Here is a 20,924-nt window from a genome sequence, read left to right on the forward strand (position 1 = left end):
TTATTGATGTGCGGCGATGATGGCTTCGCCCACGAGCTTCCATTGATTGAAGTCGCTGGCGTTATCCAGTTCGCTGGTGTTGAGCAGGGTTTGGCTGGAGAGCCGGGTGATGGTGCAGGCTTGTCGACAGCGCATGATCCAATCCAGTTGGTCCATGGACTTGACCGCGCCTGTGGGCAAGGTCTCAGTGAGTACCCGCAGTTCTTTTTCGTCCCACCCCAACCATTGGCTTAGCCGGGTATCGAGGGGTTGAGGCCCGTTGCTGTTGGCGCTCTGGAAGTACGCCAAGAGGCTGTCCTGTGCCAGGCCATACGTATCGCAGCAGTCTCTGAAACGCTGCAATAGATAGAGTGTGCCCAGGTTCAGCTCGACCAGTTCCGTGGGGGATTTTTTGCTGTCCAGCCAGTGGGGGTTGATCAGTAATTGACGCAGTGAGGCGCTGTTGACTGGCAACGGCAACAGCGTGGTGATGTCCGGCGCCAGCAGAATCAGGTGGTTGGGCTCAGTCTGCGTTTTTTTGAAATGTAGGTTGTAGTAAAGCTTAAGCTCATTGCTGTAGAGGGCCGGCGCCGGTTTTTCCAGGAACTGTTGGATGCAAGCCTCAAGTCCCTTTGGCAGTAAGTCGACCCAGCGCTTGAGCGCTGGGTTATCAGTGGCGGGTTCCAGCAGCAGTCGCTGGCGCAACTGCGTTACGCTGGTGTTACTGTTCCTGAGCCAGGTGACGGCCCAGTCCAACTGCATGAGTACATCGAGAAAGTCCATCTCGGTGCTCAATGTGGGGGTGGCCAGCTTGCTCCAGGTGGACGGGCCGAGCACGTCGGCCAGCTGTTTGCAGTGCAGCACAGAAAGGCCGAAAACCTGGGCGATACGTGCCAGCCGATAGATCCGGGAGTATGTGACAAGGTTCCTGAGGACAGGGGTGGGGAGCACGTCTGTCAGCAGTTGCAGCGAATCCGGGGTGTCACTCAACGCCAACGCGGCGCAAAGCTGCTGGCGGGTATGCGAATCGAAGACTTGGTCGTCCAGCGCCAGTGGTCGCCCGGACAACAGTGTGCGATTGAACACCTGATCGAATAAGGGTTGCTCGTTGGCGCTGGCCTGTACGGGCAGGCGATCCAGCCACGCCACAAACTCCAGCGGCTTGAGCCGGTAGCGCCCACGGAGGTAGCGGTAGACACCTAGTGCGCGCAGGGTGGTGTGGCTTATCTGAAGAGCGGCGTTGGCGGTGCCCTCAAGCACCATGGCGCTGACGATCAGCGTATCCAGTTCGGCAAACGGTAGATCGACCCACTTTTGCAGGCGGATCATCCGATGCAGACGGTCGAACCGGTCGGGGCTGGTATTGAGTAGTGTCGCAATTTTCCCGCCGTCGGCGTGGCCGACTTCCAGCTTGGGCAGACGGTCTGTGCCATTGACATAACGCGCACCATAGATCAGCAACGTTTGTTTAGGCGCCGAGCGGGAGGCATGGGGGGCGAAACTGTTGTGCGCCAGCAGGGCTTGCAACTGGGTACTGTCCAGCGCTGTACATTTCAAAAAGTCGTCAATGTTTGCCGGTGCACGGGATCTGCCAAAGTAGGTTTCAAACAGTGTGCTTTGCGTGACGGGTGGTTGCGTCAACAGTTGTTGCTGCTGCGGATTCAGTTCGCTTAGCAGGCATTGCGCGTCACCATTGCGCGTGTTGACCGTGCCGTACAGTGCGTTGCCGGTGTCGTCAAACGGCAGCCGCTTGCTGAGTCGATAATTCAATTCGCCCAAGGCGTGTTGGGTTCCCGACAGCCCCAGGCGGCATTGAAGGTGATGATGGTGATAAGGCAGCGTCAAGGGGTAGTGTTGCTTGCTGAGCAGCAGGGGCAACTCCTCTTGCGGGTGATGGTGTTTGATCTGGTTGCGCAACAGGTCATCGATCAGCGTCAGCAGCGGGCGCTGGGCAAAGGTCGTGTCGTGGTCAATCAGTAAGTTTTTCAGGTCCGGGCGCCGCTGGCTCAGGAGGATTTTGTGTTGCGTTCCCGTCCCGTTGTTTTCAAGCTGAGTTGCAAAAAGAAACAGTGTGCGCAGGTAGGCAACCGGTGAGTCGATAGCGGCGATGGCATCGGGATTACAGACGTTCCCCCAATCCTCGTTGAGCAGGCTGGGTACGTTGGATCCCAGGTCGCGTTTGCTACGCGTGGAGGCTGGGGGGGCGTTGACTGGTTGTTGGTCGTACAGCCATTGCAATTGCGTGGTGTAGGACAACGCGTTTTCGTAAGCGTGGGCGCCATCGTCATCATTGTAGCGGGCCAGTTGACGGATGAACTCGGCCTTGGGCATCTCGACGATGTCGAAGACGCTGGTGAAGCCGAGTTGATTCATGGCGCTGCTGAAGTCGACCTTCCCAACACCTGGAGGGACGGGCCGTTCAACTAGTCTGGCCAATAACGAACGGTTTGAAGTTTCCATGTCATCGATCTTCCTGTGAGCCCAAAGGTGGATCCAATGGACGACGCAAGACGCTATCACGCAGGCTGTACGGCCCGAGGTCAGCCAATGCCGTGAGCGAGTCAGGGAAATATCGGTGACTGAGTGTCGATGCAGTGGTGTTGTGGTTTTGCTAGAATGTGCGCCGCGCGGCTTGGCCTGCATTTTTCTGCATCCGGTTCACCCCTTACGAGGGTAGCCACCTGGAGACAACACCCATGACTCAACCGATTGTCGTGGCGGCACTGTATAAGTTCGTCACCCTCGAAGATTACGTCGCCCTGCGCGAGCCCCTGTTGCAGGCGATGGTCGACAACGGCATCAAAGGCACCTTGCTGATCGCCGAAGAAGGCATCAACGGCACCGTTTCCGGCAGCCGCGAAGGCATCGATGGCCTGATGGCCTGGTTGAAAAAAGACCCCCGCATGGTCGATATCGACCATAAAGAGTCCTACTGTGACGACCAGCCCTTCTACCGCACCAAGGTCAAGCTCAAGAAAGAGATCGTGACCCTGGGCGTTGAAGGCGTCGACCCGAACAAGAAGGTCGGCACCTATGTCGATCCGAAGGACTGGAATGCGTTGATCAGCGATCCGGAAGTGCTGTTGATCGACACCCGTAACGACTACGAAGTGTCCATCGGTACCTTTGAGGGCGCAATCGACCCGAAAACTACCAGTTTTCGCGAATTTCCCGACTATATCAAAGCCAACTTCGACCCGGCCAGGCACAAGAAGGTCGCCATGTTCTGCACCGGCGGCATTCGTTGCGAAAAAGCCTCGAGCTACATGCTCAGCGAAGGTTTCGATGAGGTTTACCACCTCAAGGGCGGCATCCTGAAGTACCTCGAAGAAGTGCCCCAGGAAGAGACCAAATGGCAGGGCGACTGCTTTGTGTTCGACAACCGTGTCACCGTGCGCCACGACTTGAGCGAAGGCGACTACGATCAATGTCATGCCTGCCGCACACCGGTGAGCATCGAGGACCGTGCATCCGAGCATTATGTGGCCGGCATCAGTTGCCCCCATTGCTGGGATAAGCTGCCGGAGAAGACCCGTCGCAGCGCGATTGACCGCCAGAAGCAGATTGAGCTGGCCAAGGCCCGCAACATGCCGCACCCGATTGGCTTCAACTACAAGCAAACCCCTTCCGAGGCCTGAACCATGTCAGCGCGCCTGCTCTATGTAATGGACCCGATGTGTTCCTGGTGCTGGGGTTTTGCCCCGGTAGCGCAGGCGCTGGTTGAGCAGGCCCGGGAGGCCGGCGTGGACGTGCACCTGGTGGTGGGCGGCCTGCGCACCGGCAGCGGCGCGGCGTTGGAGCCGACCACCCGGCGCTATATCCTGGAGCACTGGCAGGCCGTCACCGAGGCCACCGGCCAGCCGTTCAAGCGCGAGGGTGCGTTGCCCGACGGTTTTGTCTACGACACCGAGCCGGCCTGCCGCGCCATCGTCACGGCGCGCAGCCTGGCGCCGGATTGCGCATGGACGTTGCTGGGCCTGATCCAGCATGCATTTTATGTCGAGGGCCGCGATGTGACCCTTGCCAGTGTGCTGGTGGAACTGGCGGAGCAGGCGGGCATACCGCGCATCGAGTTTGCCGGCGCCTTCGACCGTGCCGAGCAGCATGCGGCGACGGCGGCCGATTTTACCTGGGTGCAGGATTTGGGCATCGCTGGCTTCCCTACCTTGCTGGCCGAGCGCGATGGGCAACTGGCCTTGCTGACCAACGGCTACCAACCGTTGTCCGAACTGTCGCCATTGCTCGCCCGCTGGTTGGAGCGAGCCGCCTGTGTATGAACAACCCCAACGCACCGACCGCCTGACCTGGGCCGAAATTCGCCGCCTGGCCCTGCGTCACAAGAAGTCCCTGTGGGTCGCCAACGGTGTCGCTGTACTGGCGACCCTGTGCAGCGTGCCCATCCCGCTGCTGTTGCCCTTGCTGGTGGACGAAGTGCTGCTCGGCCATGGCGACGCCGCGCTCAAGGTGATGAACCACGCGCTGCCCCTGGGTTGGCAGAAAGCCGCCGGCTATATCGGCCTGATGCTCTTGGTGACCCTGGCCCTGCGTTGTGGCGCGCTGGTGTTCAACGTAGTGCAGGCGCGCCTGTTTGCGCGCTTGGCCAAGGACATCGTCTATCGCCTCCGCGTGCGCCTGATCGAGCGCCTCAAGCGAATCTCCCTGGGCGAGTACGAAAGCCTGGGCAGCGGAACTGTCACCACGCACCTGGTCACCGACCTGGACACCCTGGACAAGTTCGTCGGTGAAACCCTCAGCCGTTTTCTGGTAGCGATGCTGACACTGGTCGGCACTTCGGCGATCCTGGTGTGGATGCATTGGCAGCTGGCGCTGCTGATCCTGTTGTTCAACCCGCTGGTGATCTACGCCACGGTGCAGTTGGGCAAACGCGTCAAACACCTCAAGAAGCTCGAGAACGACAGTACTTCGCGTTTTACCCAGGCGCTGACTGAAACCCTGGATGCCATCCAGGAAGTGCGCGCCGGTAATCGCCAGGGCTTTTTCCTGGGGCGCCTTGGCCAGCGTGCCCAGGAAGTGCGCGACTACGCCATTCATTCGCAATGGAAAACCGACGCGTCCAGCCGCGCCAGTGGTTTGCTGTTCCAGTTCGGTATCGACATCTTTCGTGCGGCGGCCATGCTGACCGTGCTGTTTTCCGACCTGTCCATCGGCCAGATGCTCGCCGTGTTCAGCTACCTGTGGTTCATGATCGGCCCGGTGGAACAACTGCTGAACCTGCAATACGCCTATTACGCGGCCGGTGGCGCGCTGACGCGGATCAACGAGCTGTTGGCGCGTGCCGATGAACCGCAATACGCAGGCGGCGCAGATCCGTTCAGCGGGCGGGAAACCGTCGGCATCGAGGTGCGCGGCCTCGACTTCGGCTACGGCGAAGACCTGGTGCTTGATCAATTGAACCTGGCCATCGCACCGGGTGAGAAGGTCGCGATTGTCGGCGCCAGCGGCGGCGGTAAAAGTACCCTGGTGCAACTGTTGCTGGGGCTGTACACGGCGCAGGCGGGCAGTATTCGTTTTGGCGGTGCGACCCAGCAGGAGATCGGCCTGGAAACCATTCGCGAGAACGTCGCGGTGGTGCTGCAACACCCGGCGTTGTTCAATGACACCGTACGCGCCAACCTGACCATGGGCCGCACGCGTTCCGACCAGGCCTGCTGGCAGGCGCTGGAAATCGCCCAGTTGGAGGCGACGGTCAAGGCACTGCCCCTGGGCCTGGACAGCGTGGTAGGGCGCTCTGGCGTGCGTTTTTCCGGTGGGCAAAGGCAACGCCTGGCCATCGCCCGCATGGTGCTTGCCGAGCCTAAGGTGGTGATTCTGGACGAAGCCACCTCGGCGCTGGATGCGGCTACCGAATATAACCTGCACCAGGCACTGGCGCGGTTTCTCAGTGGGCGTACTACACTGATCATCGCCCACCGGCTGTCTGCAGTGAAGCAGGCTGACCGGGTGCTGGTATTCGATGGCGGGCATATCGCCGAGGATGGCGACCATCAGCAACTGATCGCCGATGGCGGATTGTACGCAAAACTGTACGGTCATCTGCAACAAGTGCGTTGATTTAGCTTAGGCTGTGCTATCGGAGGCGGATTTTCGCGTGCGTATTGAGCTGTGCATGTGCAAGGGACTTCATGAAGCAAAAGCGGACTCTCGGAACGCCACGGCTGCTGGGTATCGTCTGGCCCTTTATCGCCGTTGTCTTGTTCCAGGCATTGTTAGGCTGCGGCAGTCTCTACGTGCTTTCTGCGGTGCGTGGCTATGTGGCTGGCGAAAGCTTGTGGTCCAAGGGCCAGAAAGACGCGATCTACTACCTGACGCTCTATGCCGATAGCCGTGACGACGCCACTTACCTCAAATACCAACAGGCCATTGCCGTGCCCCAGGGCGGGCATGAATTGCGTGTCGCCCTGGACAGTGCCACGCCTGACCTGGCTGCCGCACGCCTGGGCATCCTCAAGGGCGGCAATCACCCGGATGACGTCCCCAGCCTGATCTGGCTGTACCTCAACTTCCGCCATTTCAGTTATCTGGAAAAAGCCATTGAACTGTGGACAGTCGGCGATGCTTATCTGGAACAACTGGATGAACTGGCCCGGGAGATGCACCGCGCCATCGGCACTGACCAGGTCACGGACAATGATGTGCGTAGCTGGAAGGCGCGCATCATCGCCATCAACGAGGGAGTGACCCCGGCGGCCAAGGCGTTCAGCGATGCCTTGGGCGAAGGTTCGCGGATGATCCTGCGCCTGTTGTTGATCACCAACCTGGCCACGGCCCTTGGCTTGATCATCCTGGCGCTGCTGCGCACCCACAAGTTGCTGGCCCAGCGCCATGCATTCGCCGACGCCCTGCAAGCGGAGAAGGAGCGTGCGCAGATCACCTTGGAGTCGATCGGCGATGGAGTGATTACCACTGACGTCGACGGGGCCATTGCCTATATGAACCCGGCGGCCGAAGTGTTGACCCACTGGAAGTCGGAACAAGCCCAGGGCTTGCCGTTGGCGGCATTGTTCAAGTTGCTGGATGAAAACGCCGAGCCCGATGGATTCACCTTGATCGAACACATCATCAAGGGCCAGCTCAGTGGCGGCAGCGAGCATTCCAAGCTGATCCAGCGCCTGGACGGCAGCACCGTCTCGGTCACCCTGGTCGGCGCGCCGATCCGCAGCGCCGGCAAGATCAGTGGTGCGGTGCTGGTGCTGCACGACATGACCCAGGAGCGCCAGTACATCGCCAACCTTTCCTGGCAGGCGACCCACGATGCCTTGACCGGCCTGGCCAATCGTCGCGAATTCGAGTTCCGCCTTGAACAGGTGCTGCAACACATCGCACGCCAGCAAACTGGGCGACATGCGCTGATGTTCCTCGACCTCGACCAGTTCAAGCTGGTCAATGACACCTGCGGCCATGCCGCAGGCGACGAGTTACTCCGCCACATCTGTGCATTGTTGCAATCGGACTTGCGTGAGGGCGACACGTTGGCGCGCCTGGGCGGCGATGAGTTCGGCATCCTGCTGGAGAACTGCCCGCCGACGGTGGCGGAAAAGATCGCCGAGAGCTTGCGTCATACCGTGCAAAGCCTGCACTTTGTGTGGAAGGGCCGGCCGTTCATGACCACCGTCAGTATTGGCCTGGTGCATATCTCGCAAACCCCGACCACCCTGGAAACCTCGCTGCGCGCTGCCGACATGGCCTGCTACATGGCCAAGGAGAAGGGCCGCAACCGCGTGCAGGTCTACCACGCCGACGATTCCGAGCTGTCCCTGCGCTTTGGTGAGATGGCCTGGGTGCAGCGGCTGCACATGGCCCTTGAAGACGATCGCTTTTGTCTCTACGCCCAGGAAATTGCGCCTTTGGGCCAGACCGAAGCCGGCAACGGGCACATCGAAATTCTCCTGCGCCTGCATGATGAGGCGGGGCGAATCATCCTGCCTGACAGTTTTATCCCCGCGGCCGAACGCTACGGCTTGATGACTTCCCTGGATCGCTGGGTGGTGGAGAACGTATTCAAGATTATCGCCCGTTGCATGAATGAACGTCCGGGCCGGCCCATGGCGATGTGTGCGATAAATCTGTCAGGCATAACTATTGGCGATGATGATTTTCTCGGTTTTTTGCGTGAGAAATTCGACACTTACAACATACCGCCAGAAATGATTTGTTTTGAAATAACTGAAACCAGTGCTATAGCCAATTTGGGTAGTGCGATTCGCTTTATTAATGAACTCAAAGCCTTAGGCTGCCATTTTTCCCTCGACGACTTTTGCGCCGGAATGTCCTCATTCGCATATTTGAAACATTTACCTGTAGACTTCCTGAAGATCGATGGAAGTTTCGTAAAGGATATGCTGGACGACCCGATTAACCGCGCTATGGTCGAAGTGATCAACCACATCGGCCACGTCATGGGTAAGCGCACAATTGCCGAGTTTGTTGAAACACCCCAGATCGAACAGGCGTTGCTTGAGATCGGTGTAGATTACGCTCAGGGCTACCTGATTGAACGCCCGCAGTTGTTTACCTTTGATAGCTTGCAGTGTCGACCTGCCCGGCCGCAGCCACTGTTATTCAAGGCGCCCGGCACTTTCCGCTGAAACATTTGCTGGTCTGTACAATCACACTTAAAAGGAGCCCTACAGTGATCGACACCTTCAACAGAACCGGCCCGCTTATGGAAGCCTCGAGTTACCCCGCCTGGGCGCAGCAATTGATCCAGGCCTGTAGCGAGAGCAAGCGCCGGGTTGTCGAGCACGAACTGTATCAGCGCATGCGCGACAACGCCCTCAGCGCCCAGACCATGCGCCACTACCTCATTGGTGGTTGGCCGGTGGTCGAACAGTTTGCCTTGTACATGGCGCAGAACCTGACCAAGACCAAGTTTGCCCGCCACCCGGGGGAGGACATGGCACGACGTTGGCTGATGCGCAATATCCGCGTGGAACTCAACCATGCCGACTATTGGGTGCACTGGGCGCGCGCCCACGGCGTCAGCCTGGAAGAACTGCAGGCGCAGGACGTACCGCCGGAACTGCACGCACTGAGCCATTGGTGCTGGCACACCAGTTCGGCCGATCCGTTGATCGTCGCGATTGCCGCCACCAACTACGCGATCGAGGGGGCGACTGGGGAGTGGTCCGCCGTGGTCTGCTCGACCGGAGTGTATGCTGCCGCCTTCCCTGAGGAAGATCGCAAGCGCGCGATGAAGTGGCTCAAGATGCACGCCCAGTACGACGATGCCCACCCGTGGGAAGCCCTGGAAATCATCTGCACCCTGGCCGGGACCAACCCGAGCAAGGCGCTCCAGGAAGAGCTGCGCCAGGCGGTGTGCAAGAGCTACGACTACATGTACCTGTTTCTGGAAAGCTGCATGCGCCTGGAGAACGCGCAGAAAGACCAAGACAAGGCGGCGGTTCGCGAGCGCCCAATGCGCGTCGCCAGCGAGGCATGAGGTAAGTGCGATGGCGGGGGCTTACCCCGCCATTGCCAAGCGGTTACGGCCTTCGCGCTTGGCCACGTACAACGCGTTGTCTGCCCGGCGCAACAGGCTTTCAGCCGACTCGGCCGCCAATAGCGTCGAGCAGCCCAGGCTCACCGTCAATTCGATCCGCGTGCCCTCCACCCAGTAGTCCTGGGCTTGTGCCGCCTGGCGCAGGCGTTCACCGACCATCCTCGCGGCCTCGCGACTGGTGTTGGACAGCAGGATCAGAAACTCTTCCCCGCCAAAGCGGAACACCATGTCCACGTTACGCAACTGGCGCTTGATCGCCCCGGCCACGGCGCGCAGCACGCTGTCGCCAGCGGCGTGACCATGGGTGTCATTGATTTTTTTGAAATGGTCGATGTCCAGCATCAGCAACGACAGAGGATGCAGGTGCCGCCTGGCCATGTCGATTTCCCGTTGCAGGGTCTGGTCCATGGCGACGCGGTTGCCGGTTTCGGTCAACGGGTCACGCAGGGCGCTGCGGGTGGCGGCGCGGTAGAGCAGGGCGTTGCGCATCGGGTAAAGCAACGTTACCAACAGCGCCTCGAGCTGGTTCAGCTCCTCTTCGATCAGGCGTTGGTTACGGCGCAATACCAGTTCGCCCAAGTGCTCGCCCTCGTGGCTCAAGGTGTAGCTCACCGAATGGTGGCCACGATGGCCGAACTCCAGGCGCAGGTCGCTGGCGGCATGGCGATATTGCAACGCATCCAGTGGTACCAGGCGCTGTATTTCGCGAAAGAACAGACTGAGGATACGCTCCGGCTCAAGGCTGGTTTGCAGCTGCTGGCTCAATTGTTGGCGAAGTTCGGTGAGGGTTGCAGGGCGACGTGGGCGAAGGGAAGGCTGACCCAACCCCAGGCGCTGCAATTTGGCACTGTCGAAGTCAATTGCGTTGGTCTGGGTGGGTGTTTTCATAAACGAATGGCCTCTAAGCACTTGGCTGTCTTACAGGCGGGATGAGAGTGGCGAACGCCAAGCGTCTTACTGTTCCTTCAGTACCGTAAAACATTGGAAACAGTTTAAACCGCTTTGCCTCGGGTTATAACCCCGGGGCACTGCCGCACGTCTTGTCATCGCCTCACCTGCTTGAAGAGTATTAGAGCGAGATTCGTGCCAAGTTTATACAGTCAATAAAACTCGTTATAAATCAATCGACTGTATTTAAGGTCAGAAAAGTCTGGCAAACAATGGCGCCAGTTAATTGGCTGGTTGGAGCTGGAGTTGCTACAGCTTGCCCAGTTTTACTCTTTTTGCGGGTCAGGTTGTTTGTCGAAAATAAAGAAATCTGGATTGAGCCGCAAATACAGCACGGCTCCCATCACGATAAAATCCAGGCATACGTTAAGGTCGAGAGGTATCGCCGAGCAGCAAGGCTAGACCAGGGTGCTGCGATCGATCTGTGCAATTGAAGTAACCCCGGTCAGGGTCATCGCCACGCGCATTTCCTTGGCGAAGATATCCAGCAGGTTCTCCACCCCGTGCTGGCCCTCGGCGGCCAGTGCATAGGCGGCGGCACGCCCGAGCAGGCATGCCTTGGCACCCAGGGCGAGCATGCGCACTACGTCGAGCCCCGAGCGAATGCCGGAGTCCACCAGCACAGTCAGGTCGTCGCCCACGGCTTCGGCAATCGGCGGCAACGCCTTGGCCGTGGACAGCACGCCGTCGAGCTGGCGACCGCCATGGTTGGAGACCACGATACCGTCGGCGCCGAAACTCACCGCATCCTTGGCATCCTGTGGGTCGAGTATGCCCTTGATGATCATCGGGCCTTTCCAGAACTCGCGGATCCATTCCAGGTCTTTCCAGCTGATCGATGGGTCGAAGTTGTTGGCGAGCCAGCCGATATAGTCTTCCAGGTGGGTGGGTTTGCCCAGGTACTTGGAGATATTGCCCAGGTCGTGGGGGCGACCCATCAAGCCTACATCGAAGGCCCATTGCGGCTTGGTGATCGCCTGCAACATGCGCCGTTGCGCCGCGTATGGGCCGGACATGCCCGAGTGTGCATCGCGGTAGCGTGCGCCGGGTGTCGGCATGTCGACAGTGAACACCAGCGTGGTGACTCCAGCCGCCTGCGCCCGCTCCAGCGCGTTGCGCATAAAGCCGCGATCCTTGAGCACATACAGTTGGAACCAGATCGACTGCGGGCTTTGCGAGGCCACTTCTTCAATCGAGCACACCGATACCGTCGACAGGCAGAAGGGAATGTTTTTATTGGCCGCCGCCTTGGCCGCTTGCACTTCCCCGCGCCGCGCATACATGCCGGTCAGGCCCACTGGGCTGAGGATCACCGGCATCGCCAGTTCAGTGCCAAACAGCTCGGTGCTCAGGCTCAGGTTGTCGACATTGCGCAGGATGCGCTGGCGCAGGCTGATCTCGGCCAGGTCCGAACTGTTGGCGCGCAGGGTGTGCTCGGCATAGGCGCCGCCGTCGATGTAGTCGAACAGAAAGCGCGGCAACTTGCGCTTGGCTGCAGCGCGGTAGTCGGAAGCGGACGAGATGATCATCTACGGTGTCTCCACAGGGCAAAGTGCTACACCATAAGCAAAGTTGTGACATGATAAAAACAACTTTTATCGCTACTATCCAGTCGCAAAGGGAATACTGATGAACCTGCGAACCTTGCGTGCATTTGTCGAAGTGGTACGCCAAGGCGGCTTTTCCCAGGCGGCCGACACGGTGGCGCTGACCCAGTCCACCGTCAGCAAGGCGGTCAAGACCTTGGAGGACGAGCTGGGCACGCCGCTGCTTAATCGCCTCGGCCATAAGAACGAACTTACCGCTGCCGGTGAAATTGCCTACCGCCGCGCCCTGGTGATACTCGCCGAACGCAACGACCTGGTGGCTGAAATCAATGACCTGCGCGACCTCAAGCGTGGTGTGCTACGCATTGGCCTGCCGCCCGTAGGATGTGGCGTGTTGTTTGCCGCCATGTTTGCCGCTTACCGCAGCCGTTACCCGGATATCGATATCGAACTGACCGAATACGGCAGTAAAAAACTGCGCGAATGCCTGGAGGCGGGGGAGGTCGACCTCGCGGCCCTGCTGTTGCCGGTAGACGAAGGCTTCGACTACCAGCCGGTACGCAACGAACCCCTGATCGCTGTGCTGCCTATCAGTCACCCGTTGGCGCGTCGCAAGCGCATCGACTTCACCGATCTGGCGGACTCGCCATTTATCCTGTTCGAGGCCGGCTTCGCCCTCAACGCCAAGATCCTCAGCGCTTGCGAGCGCAAGGGCGTGGCCCCCAAAGTCACCGCCCGCAGCGGGCAGATCGACTTTATCGTCGACCTGGTCGCCGCCGGGCTGGGAGTCGCCTTCCTGCCACGCATGCTGGCGCACAAGCACCAACACGCCGGCATCGCCTTGATCCCCCTGGACGAACCCCACACCGACTGGCACATCGCCCTGGCCTGGCGCGCCAGCGCCCACCTGCCACCCGCGGCCCGGGCCTGGCTGGATTTGGCCCTGGAGCCGGCGTTTTCAAGCGGTCATGGCGGTTAATCGCGACAAGTGTCAGGGAAGGCTTGACTTCTTCTTTTTAATCAGTAACATACGGCGCATTCCGCGATAGCTCAGTTGGTAGAGCAAATGACTGTTAATCATTGGGTCCCTGGTTCGAGTCCAGGTCGTGGAGCCAGATAGAGAAAAGCCTGCAGAGATGCAGGCTTTTTTTTTGCTTTGCGCCCACCATGGGGCGCAATCTTGTGGGTAAAAGTCCCACCGTAAGCTGATCACAGCGAACGAAGTGAAGCGCAACTGCATGAGGGCGACCGAATGTGGGGAGCAAGCGTGAATCGAAACCGCGAACAGCGGGGAGGCGTGGGTCAAGTCATTGCTACAGGGAACTGACGCGCCGGTTAACCCACCATACGAAGGTAGCTCCCAATCATTAGCTATCTGCCAACCATGAACGAAAATCCGGTAACTGTTGGGCCAAATCTGCGTTTCTACATCCAAGACTGGCGAGATTGATTGACTCACCCATTGGTACGCAGCGGACTTTAAATCTTGATATTCAACATTCGATAGCCGAACCATAGGTCCAGCGTGACCTATTGCTCGACCTTGTTCAGCGCTGTCTGGCTTGCTTCGACATACGGAATTGGAAGGTTAGTCCGAAACCTTTAGAGCATCGTGAACTCAGTAACCCACCAAAATTTCCGCTGGCTTTTTTGAAGCGTTATATGCAAGCGAGAAGGCCTTGCAGAATGCAATAAAACCTTAACTTGGCCTTAACTGTTTTGACATGCTTGCATGGCTTAGATACTTCGGCATCTACGCACTTCGTTATTTGAAGTATCGAGAAATATTTTGCGGGCGACATCTCAGGCGCAAGGTATGCACACTTTAAAGATGTCACCAGAGGGGGGATGTGCAAAGAGGCTTAAACATTATCCATTATTAAATCAGGTGATTAAAGATGAGTACGTTAAGGGAATTGACCGCTGAAGAGCTGCTACTTGTTGCAGGTGGGGGGGATACATCACAGGATCCGATTTCCCATGATCCTGGGCCAGGTCTGGATGATGATATGAGTCATGACCCAGGGGACGTATCTCCTCCAGATACTATTTCAATGTGATTGGAAAGGACATGACTCACAGTGTGAGTCATGTCATTTATAGGGGTTGTGTATATCGATACATGTAGCCAATTTTTATTCATTTAGAGATTGCTAGGAGGTCTTATATAAGTGGGGAGACCTTTTGATCTTGCCAAAGCATCCCAATTGGCAAGGCGTGCCGTTTTTTCGTGTAAAGAATATAGGCATAATTCAGCACCTACTTGATTTTTCATGGACGGTGGAGGCTTTATACCCTGTATTAAAACGGCAACGATTCCATCTGGCTCAGGGAAAAACGCCGACGACCTCAGGACTGAAGGGTTTATCAAGCTGGTCAAGCCTTTACATTCCTTTATGGCCGCTTCAATAATCTGGGTTTTTCCTACAGGCGCTGCGTTTACGAAGTTGCAAGAAACCCCCAGCACTAAAAAAACGAATAACAGAGATTTCAATTTCAAGCTCCTCGTGCAGTAGTTAAAGCAAGCCTACTGTTGAATTTGTGCGATATCGTGACTGAACCGAAGGTATTTATTTAGCCGCCCGTGTGAATCGTAGATGGCAAATGGTCAGGCATCAATAGCAGCCCAGCGAATCGTGCTATGCGTTTGGAACGCCTGGGGCAAATGTTAGGCAAAAAACCTCTATCTGGACACCTTGTATCGAGGGTGACTTTCACAGACTGTCTATAATCTCATTTCAGCGTCCAGAATCCCAGGCGACCCAGATTGGCAGCCAGCCTCACGCGCGACCTGTTTTCGACCTCAGCCAACTGCGCTTGGATCGCCTCGACAAGGGTCTGTGCATTACGGATCTGGCAGGTACGCCCAAAACCTTCAAAGATCGGAATGCTCAATTGCAAGCCAACGCCGCGGTCGCGGCCGCGCTCATTGCCATTGAATATCTTTGATTGCAGGCTTTGCGCATAGGCCGGTCCGCCGTCAGTGCCAAGGTTGGATGGTCAGCAGCACGTTTCTCATCGACAGCGGTCTGTGCGGCGTTAAGTCTAGCGTGCTAAGGCCATCTGGCAAGGAGTTTTGAAGCGGGTAGCGGATCGAGCAATTCAGAAGTGGTTCAGTAAACGTTGTAGCCTGGCTCGCAACGTGAGCCAGGCTGCTTCAGTTAAAACGACATGCCTGTATCAAGGGCGCCATCGTCAGGATCAGGAGTCGTCGAATCAGTGGTGGTGCCACCGGAAACTAGCAATAGTTCTTCTGCCGTTAACGCTCTCATTATCAGTTCTCTTGTGTGGGTTCTATAATTGCCGAGTGAAGTTGGTTTTTTGTGTCAAGATCATTAAAGGGTATGTCACATCGAGTCAATTAATCCGCAGGGTCGTGCGGGCAGCTCATAGTTAAATATAAGAATGTTTCTGAATGACGCCGTATTCGTGACGGTTTCTTTGAGATGGCTCGAGTGCGCGTTCAGCGTTTGCAGTCAATTAATATCAAGCCGGTAGGGACACCCTCGGCGTTTTTTCTTTGCGTGTACAGTACGGCAAAAAATAACGCGGCTTTCCACATGATGAGCGGATTGGAGTCCATAGGAATTAGTCGGGCATCCAGGTCTTGCTTTTTCATCTGATATTGCCATTGCTGAAAGTCCAGTGTGCTCGTTTCGGTGCTCAATGAGTAGAAGAGCACGCAATCCAGATCGCCTGGGATGACCGTTGAGTCCAGAAAACTTCCACCTATCAGTATGATTTCAACGCCAATATCAGCCATCGCCAACTCTGCTATAGCGGTTTTAAGTCGTGCGCAGAGCAAGCTCCTTTTTGGATCTTTAGGTTCTTCAAAAAAGCTTGAAAGGGACGTTATATAAGGTGCTGAATTGATTGGGTTGCAAGTTGACTTGTTGTCAATGAAGGCTGGGAATTCCATGGTCTTGGCGTTGGAGTAATGCTGTGAAAAAAGCGAGTCTAAGTCGGTATTGGCCATTTTGAATTATCCAATTGTGTGAGGAGAGAGCTGGTTTATTATAATTTGGTGGGGCGGCGGGAGTAGACAATGTATTACGTGTCTGCTGAGGGGTGCAACTTGTTAAGTAGGGAGGGCTAATAAAATAACAAATCAATAAAAGTTTCACACGAATTTTGGAAAAGTGTCATGTTTCGTTGGTAGAGTGCTTTTTCTTGAGGGAATAGCTATTTTCAAATGTTGTCGTCGCAAGATTTATTTGTGCACGAGGCATAGGACCGGAATGAAATGGATTTTGTCGTGGCAAAAGTAAAAGCGCATTTTAGAAAATCCCTAACGTACCCGGTTGGATTGGTGCTGGCTGAGGGAACGGTTAAATCAGTGCTTAGCGCTCAGGCAAGACTTGAGACGTATAAAAATAAGCCGTGGCCTATTTCGCCCGAATCGGTATCGGCAGTGTTGGCGTGCGATGGCAAATCGCGGTGCTTCCGACATCCGCTGTTCGAGCATTATGCGACGAATAATGCGTTGGAGCCCTTGAAGAATAGAACGCCTACTGAACAACAGTATGTTGAGGTGTTTTCATCAGCACTTGAACAGTCTCTGTTCACCTTAAACTACTCGACGATTTGTGAACTGTTGGAAGCCGCTGCCTGCGCGCTCACAAGCACCGCTGTAACAATCAGGACGACGCGAGTAGGTGTCAGGCCTGATAAGCGTGGTTGCACAGTAGAGTTTGTTCAGGCGGCTGATATACCATCGGCACTTATGGCCCTTTGGAAGTATGTGGCCGATTTGCCGAGCAGTCGCCAAGACTTATTGGGTGCATCCGTTGCTGCCGTAGGGCTAATGAATTGTCATCCGTTCGTAGATGGTAATGGGCGATTGGCACGTGTGTTGTTCAATGCCCTGATGGGGCGTACATCGCAAAACTACATTCCCTTATATGACTTTTATAACTGTTCGCCCGGCGCTCATGTATTGCGCATCCGGCAGGCTGAGCTATTTGGTGAGTGGGATGATTGGGTGCGTTTCCATTGCGACATCATTGGCTTTATGGCCGGTCACTAGGTTTATTTTCTCAGAGGGAATTGAGGCGCCCATCAGGGCAAATAACCAACGGGCGGGCCATGGAAGGCTCTATCCGTCGCCAAGGAGTTATCAAATGCGTGTACTGACGGAAAAAGAGTTGGCGCTTGTTTCGGGCGGCCAGACGACGGTTGAGCCTGTCACTGATTGGGAACCCGGAGAGTTTGAGTGGTTGGGATCAAATGGCGGTTACACAGGACCGACCTGGACTTCGGAGGATGAGGCCTTGTACCCCATGAGCAGCGGAGAAATTGCAACAAAAGTAAAAAAGACCACTATCGCCAATCCGCTGCCGTCGCCGGAAAAGGCGTTCACCGTGCCACCGAAGTCGCTGCTGTCGGAAGACGAAATTAAAAGGCTCGAGCGATCATTTGGACTAAATAATGGGCCGCAATAGCCTCACTCTATACGTGGTCGCATTCTTGCTGTCGAACCCAGTGAGTGCTGTCGAGTTGCAGGACATACAAGCTAAACTGTATGCCCCGAGTTCTATTCCATTACGCGGTTTGGAAGCATCAAGAATAGACGCTAATACGCTGCTTTCCGCCGTTCTGGCCAGGGCCCAGTCCAAGAAGCCCGCGACGCAAATCAACCTTAGTGATTGCGCAGTCCTCAATGTGGAAAACACGGCGACCGCCTGCAAACTCATACTGCTCGGTAATCACCTGAATGATGGGCACTTCGCGGCTTATGCGCAGGTCCTGGCGTCCATGACTGCAGAACAGCTTCGTCGAGCCGAACAGTTTATTGCTCAGTTGGATGTCGATACGCTCAAACGTGTGGGCGATCGGCAAACCGGCTTATTGAAGCGCACTCAAATAGTGTTAAGTAGTGAAGAAAATGATTATCTAAAAAGCGCCACAGAACCTTTGCTTGAAGTTGAAATAAATGGGCATGCGGCAAAGCTCTTGTTTGATACGGGCGCGAGCGTGACAGTTATCGGCGAGTCTGATGCCCTCCGATATGGCGTTGAATTGATTAAGTTGCCGGTGGGAATCAATAGTTATTACAGTCGGCAATCGGTGAATGCCCAGTACGGCTTGATCAGGGAGATGAACCTTTCGGGCATTGAACTCAGAAACGTTCTGGTTGTAGTGGGCGGGGCGCTCAGTTTGTTTGGTCTGGACCTGATGTCTAGTTTCGACAATGTCATTGTTGGAAGTGAGCATATTGCACTGAACGTAACCTCCGCGGAAATAGAGGCGCTTGAACAGCAGTGCGTGGGCAGCGTCTTTCTAGGCAGCTCTTACTCACGACAAACTCAGTTTTTATATGTGCTCGCTAATGTGGATGGCCAACAAACCGCTGCTTCCCTTGATACCGGTAATCTTTACTACTTAAGTGGCGGCGAAACCAAGGTCGGTTCAGCGAGGAGTGATCAGCGAAGCAAAATAGTGACCGATGCGAATGGTACATTTCCCCGAGCAATTACCCATACCACCACCAATCTGAACATAGGGGGGAGGGCGAAAGATGTTTCCTATACGACACTGGCCGAACAAAAGTACCTGACGCCCTATGTCTTGGGATGGCCAGCGTTTCAAGACTATGAATTGATATGGAACACACATGAATCAAGAGCCTGCTACAAACAAAAAATTCCAGTTCAGTAAGGGGCTGATGGCTGCCTGCTATGCCCTATTTTTCTCGGTCGCGCACGCGGCAAACATAAACGACGCGCGGACGGCCTACAACCGAGATGACTATTCAAGTGCCTATTCCCTGGCTTCTACGCTAGCCAAGCAAGCTAACGATCCTGATGCCAGAAATATGCTAGCGGGATTGCTATTCACGGGAAAGGGGCACACTCGGGATGTCAACGCCGCACTAAACCTATGGACCGACTTGGCCCAACAAAACTATGCCGCTGCACAAGCGACCTTGGGTGCCTTGTATCTGGACGGACAGGCGATTGGCGCAGCTGACTATGTTAAGGCCAAACATTATCTGGAGCTTTCAGCAGCACATGAAAACCCGACCTCTATCTACAATTTAGGCTTTATGTACGAGTCCGGTCTTGGGGTAAGCAAGTCCATACCCCAAGCCGTTGAGTACTATAAAAAATCGGCACAGCTAAATTATTCAAAAGCGTTGTTTCGTTTGGGCTCCTTGAGTGCTAACCACCTGATCGCGGACGCTAGCCCTGAATCGGCTTGTCAATACTATGAAAAGGCAGCGAAAGCCGGTCTTGGTGAAGGCGCTTTTCTAACCGGTAAGTGTTTCGCCACGGGTGTTGGCATGCCAAAAAATCTGCCCATGGCCACCCGGTGGTACACAGAGGCAGCGATGCTTGACGTGCCTCAGGCGCAAGCAAATCTTGGCTATATCTTCGAGAAAGGGCTTGGTCAGGCGGTCAATTTACCCGAGGCCTACAAGTGGTATTGGCTAGCCAGTGCACGGGTTCCCGAAGCCGCCAAGCGCCTGGGAGTTATCGAGAAAAAAATGCCCGCTCTCAGTGATGCTGCCGACGAGCAGACAAAAGCTGCATGGCGAAAGCAAATACAAACGTTCATCAAAGATGACAATAACCGACGCGGACTAATGATCAATAAGTGAAAACAACCATGAATGGATGCTGAGCAAAGCATCGGGCGTGCAGGGATGTCAGGAGTGATTTGTGGGCGACAGGATATTTCGCAGGGCCGCGTCTGAAGCGCAGCGCGTCAAATGGCTGGGGGAGATTGTGCTGATCCGACCGACATCCTTCACTTTTCTCATCACGTTCGCCTTGGGAATGCTGGTCTTGGTAGGCAGCTTTTTTATCTGGGGCTCTTACACCAAGCGCAGCACGGTGAGTGGCCAACTGGTTCCAGCCAATGGCCAGATAAAGGTCCGTACGCCGCAAACCGGAGTGGTGCTGCAAAAGTTTGTCGTCGAAGGACAGTCCGTTGTCATGGGCGATCCTCTGCTGACTATTTCCAGTGAACGTTATGATGCCGGCGCCGACCCGGTGCAGGCACGCGTGAGTTATCAGCTCAAGCAACGCAGGGAGTCACTGGAGCAAGAACTCGTTAAAACTCGACAACTGCAACAGGTTGAGCGCGACAGTTTGACCAGTAAGGTGAGCACACTGCGTAATGAGCAAGCTAACCTGGCTGCGCAACTGGTCAGCCAGCGCGAGCGCGTGGCGCTGGCGGGGGATGCGTCGAATCGCTATCAGGGTTTGATGCAAAAGGGCTATATCTCTATGGACCAGTTCCAGCAGCGGCAAGCCGAGCTTTTGGGGCAGCGTCAAGCCCTACAGGGCCTGGTTCGCGAGCGCAGTTCAATCACCCAACAACTCACCGAGCGCAACAACGAGTTGGCGGGGCTTGAAACACGCCAAGCCAATGCACTGGCGCCGATACATCGGCAACTGTCTGGTATCGAACAAGAGCTGGCAGAGAGTGAAGCCAAGCGTACGGTATTGATCACCGCTCCAGGAAACGGTGTGGCAACGGCAGTTCTGACGGAAGTTGGCCAGACAGTGGACCCGTCGCGTACGTTGTTGAGCATCATGCCCCATGACGCCCAACTGCAGGCTGAGCTCTACGCCCCGAGCAAAGCGGTGGGGTTTATCAAGCCGGGGGACGCTGTGCTGATCCGCTACCAGGCCTATCCCTATCAGAAGTTTGGCCAATATCACGCTCAAGTGGTGTCCATATCGCGCACTGCCGTGCCCTCTGCGGATCTTGCCATTATGACGGGTGAGGTGCCGGGGCTGTCGCGTAACGGCGAACAGCTCTACCGTTTGCGTGTACAACTCGACGAGCAGACCGTTATGGCCTATGGCAAGCCTCAGTTGCTGCAAAGCGGAATGCTGTTGGATGCCGACATCCTGCAGGAAAGCCGCCGCCTTTATGAATGGGTGCTGGAGCCTCTCTACAGCCTCACCGGCAAATTCTAG

The 20,924-nt window shown here is 56.1% G+C and carries 15 protein-coding genes and 1 tRNA gene; 12 read left to right on the forward strand and 4 right to left on the reverse strand.

What is annotated here, in order from left to right; all coding sequences use genetic code 11:
- Nucleotides 1-2,352, reverse strand: a complete 2,352-nt coding sequence (locus NMB39_RS09275) for a Tc toxin subunit A (protein WP_494339380.1) — start codon at nucleotides 2,350-2,352, stop codon at nucleotides 1-3.
- 323 nt (nucleotides 2,353-2,675) lie between these two features.
- Here NMB39_RS09275 and trhO point away from each other — a divergent pair, with 323 nt between their 5' ends.
- From trhO to NMB39_RS09300, 5 genes are all read left to right on the forward strand, one after another.
- Nucleotides 2,676-3,617 (forward strand): oxygen-dependent tRNA uridine(34) hydroxylase TrhO, encoded by a 942-nt coding sequence (gene trhO, locus NMB39_RS09280; protein WP_043047608.1) that lies wholly within the window; start codon nucleotides 2,676-2,678, stop codon nucleotides 3,615-3,617.
- Between the two features lie 3 nt (nucleotides 3,618-3,620).
- Entirely contained in the window at nucleotides 3,621-4,256 is a 636-nt protein-coding gene (locus NMB39_RS09285; RefSeq protein WP_057025478.1) for a DsbA family protein, read from the forward strand.
- Nucleotides 4,249-6,051 carry an ABC transporter ATP-binding protein gene (locus tag NMB39_RS09290; protein ID WP_057025477.1) on the forward strand — a complete coding sequence of 601 codons (1,803 nt, stop codon included), beginning with the start codon at nucleotides 4,249-4,251 and terminating at the stop codon, nucleotides 6,049-6,051. Before NMB39_RS09285 ends, NMB39_RS09290 begins: the two co-directional genes overlap by 8 nt.
- A 71-nt stretch (nucleotides 6,052-6,122) precedes the next feature.
- A complete protein-coding gene (locus tag NMB39_RS09295) occupies nucleotides 6,123-8,585 on the forward strand; it encodes an EAL domain-containing protein (RefSeq protein ID WP_198720434.1) in 2,463 nt (820 codons plus the stop codon).
- Nucleotides 8,586-8,662: 77 nt separating this feature from the next.
- Nucleotides 8,663-9,439 (forward strand): iron-containing redox enzyme family protein, encoded by a 777-nt coding sequence (locus NMB39_RS09300; RefSeq protein WP_232923421.1) that lies wholly within the window; start codon nucleotides 8,663-8,665, stop codon nucleotides 9,437-9,439.
- A gap of 21 nt (nucleotides 9,440-9,460) precedes the next feature.
- Here the strand turns inward: NMB39_RS09300 and NMB39_RS09305 are convergent, their stop codons facing one another.
- Both NMB39_RS09305 and lldD read right to left on the reverse strand, forming a co-directional pair.
- Nucleotides 9,461-10,387, reverse strand: coding sequence for a GGDEF domain-containing protein (locus NMB39_RS09305; protein WP_057025475.1), 927 nt, complete (start codon nucleotides 10,385-10,387; stop codon nucleotides 9,461-9,463).
- A 458-nt stretch (nucleotides 10,388-10,845) separates the two neighbouring features.
- The gene (lldD, locus tag NMB39_RS09310; protein WP_068967522.1) at nucleotides 10,846-11,976 is read right to left on the reverse strand and encodes an FMN-dependent L-lactate dehydrogenase LldD; all 1,131 of its coding nucleotides are present in this window, start codon (nucleotides 11,974-11,976) and stop codon (nucleotides 10,846-10,848) included.
- A 100-nt stretch (nucleotides 11,977-12,076) separates the two neighbouring features.
- Here lldD and NMB39_RS09315 point away from each other — a divergent pair, with 100 nt between their 5' ends.
- Together NMB39_RS09315 and NMB39_RS09320 are read left to right on the forward strand one after the other, a co-directional pair.
- Nucleotides 12,077-12,973 carry a LysR family transcriptional regulator gene (locus NMB39_RS09315; RefSeq protein ID WP_494339379.1) on the forward strand — a complete coding sequence of 299 codons (897 nt, stop codon included), beginning with the start codon at nucleotides 12,077-12,079 and terminating at the stop codon, nucleotides 12,971-12,973.
- Between the two features lie 60 nt (nucleotides 12,974-13,033).
- Nucleotides 13,034-13,109 (forward strand) — tRNA-Asn (locus NMB39_RS09320).
- 2,348 nt (nucleotides 13,110-15,457) lie between these two features.
- Here NMB39_RS09320 and NMB39_RS09325 read toward each other — a convergent pair.
- Nucleotides 15,458-15,970, reverse strand: a complete 513-nt coding sequence (locus NMB39_RS09325; protein ID WP_057024556.1) for a DUF6932 family protein — start codon at nucleotides 15,968-15,970, stop codon at nucleotides 15,458-15,460.
- A gap of 267 nt (nucleotides 15,971-16,237) precedes the next feature.
- On the opposite strand from NMB39_RS09325, the gene NMB39_RS09330 reads away from it, so the two are divergent.
- The 5 genes from NMB39_RS09330 to NMB39_RS09350 all read left to right on the forward strand — a co-directional run bounded on the left by NMB39_RS09330 (nucleotide 16,238) and on the right by NMB39_RS09350 (nucleotide 20,924).
- Entirely contained in the window at nucleotides 16,238-17,020 is a 783-nt protein-coding gene (locus NMB39_RS09330) for a Fic family protein (protein WP_494339378.1), read from the forward strand.
- A 94-nt stretch (nucleotides 17,021-17,114) separates the two neighbouring features.
- Nucleotides 17,115-17,435 carry a bacteriocin gene (locus NMB39_RS09335; protein WP_494339377.1) on the forward strand — a complete coding sequence of 107 codons (321 nt, stop codon included), beginning with the start codon at nucleotides 17,115-17,117 and terminating at the stop codon, nucleotides 17,433-17,435.
- Complete coding sequence (locus tag NMB39_RS09340; RefSeq protein ID WP_198720860.1) at nucleotides 17,422-18,651, forward strand: retropepsin-like aspartic protease; 1,230 nt, start codon at nucleotides 17,422-17,424, stop codon at nucleotides 18,649-18,651. The genes NMB39_RS09335 and NMB39_RS09340 overlap by 14 nt, the downstream gene beginning before the upstream one ends.
- Complete coding sequence (locus NMB39_RS09345) at nucleotides 18,608-19,594, forward strand: tetratricopeptide repeat protein (RefSeq protein ID WP_198720859.1); 987 nt, start codon at nucleotides 18,608-18,610, stop codon at nucleotides 19,592-19,594. The genes NMB39_RS09340 and NMB39_RS09345 overlap by 44 nt, the downstream gene beginning before the upstream one ends.
- 73 nt (nucleotides 19,595-19,667) lie before the next feature.
- Entirely contained in the window at nucleotides 19,668-20,924 is a 1,257-nt protein-coding gene (locus NMB39_RS09350; RefSeq protein ID WP_494340603.1) for an HlyD family secretion protein, read from the forward strand.

The sequence above is a fragment of the Pseudomonas sp. FBCC-B545 genome, from assembly GCF_059134095.1.

What these genes read in the sequence shown, in the direction of transcription:
- NMB39_RS09340 (WP_198720860.1), top strand. Translation starts at nt 17,422, where the DNA reads ATGGGCCGCAATAGCCTCACTCTATACGTGGTCGCATTCTTGCTGTCG.
- NMB39_RS09330 (WP_494339378.1), top strand. Translation starts at nt 16,238, where the DNA reads ATGGATTTTGTCGTGGCAAAAGTAAAAGCGCATTTTAGAAAATCCCTA.
- NMB39_RS09305 (WP_057025475.1), bottom strand. Translation starts at nt 10,387, where the DNA reads ATGAAAACACCCACCCAGACCAACGCAATTGACTTCGACAGTGCCAAA.
- NMB39_RS09345 (WP_198720859.1), top strand. Translation starts at nt 18,608, where the DNA reads ATGAATCAAGAGCCTGCTACAAACAAAAAATTCCAGTTCAGTAAGGGG.
- lldD (WP_068967522.1), bottom strand. Translation starts at nt 11,976, where the DNA reads ATGATCATCTCGTCCGCTTCCGACTACCGCGCTGCAGCCAAGCGCAAG.
- NMB39_RS09315 (WP_494339379.1), top strand. Translation starts at nt 12,077, where the DNA reads ATGAACCTGCGAACCTTGCGTGCATTTGTCGAAGTGGTACGCCAAGGC.
- NMB39_RS09295 (WP_198720434.1), top strand. Translation starts at nt 6,123, where the DNA reads ATGAAGCAAAAGCGGACTCTCGGAACGCCACGGCTGCTGGGTATCGTC.
- NMB39_RS09275 (WP_494339380.1), bottom strand. Translation starts at nt 2,352, where the DNA reads ATGAATCAACTCGGCTTCACCAGCGTCTTCGACATCGTCGAGATGCCC.
- NMB39_RS09335 (WP_494339377.1), top strand. Translation starts at nt 17,115, where the DNA reads ATGCGTGTACTGACGGAAAAAGAGTTGGCGCTTGTTTCGGGCGGCCAG.
- NMB39_RS09285 (WP_057025478.1), top strand. Translation starts at nt 3,621, where the DNA reads ATGTCAGCGCGCCTGCTCTATGTAATGGACCCGATGTGTTCCTGGTGC.
- NMB39_RS09300 (WP_232923421.1), top strand. Translation starts at nt 8,663, where the DNA reads ATGGAAGCCTCGAGTTACCCCGCCTGGGCGCAGCAATTGATCCAGGCC.
- NMB39_RS09325 (WP_057024556.1), bottom strand. Translation starts at nt 15,970, where the DNA reads ATGGCCAATACCGACTTAGACTCGCTTTTTTCACAGCATTACTCCAAC.
- trhO (WP_043047608.1), top strand. Translation starts at nt 2,676, where the DNA reads ATGACTCAACCGATTGTCGTGGCGGCACTGTATAAGTTCGTCACCCTC.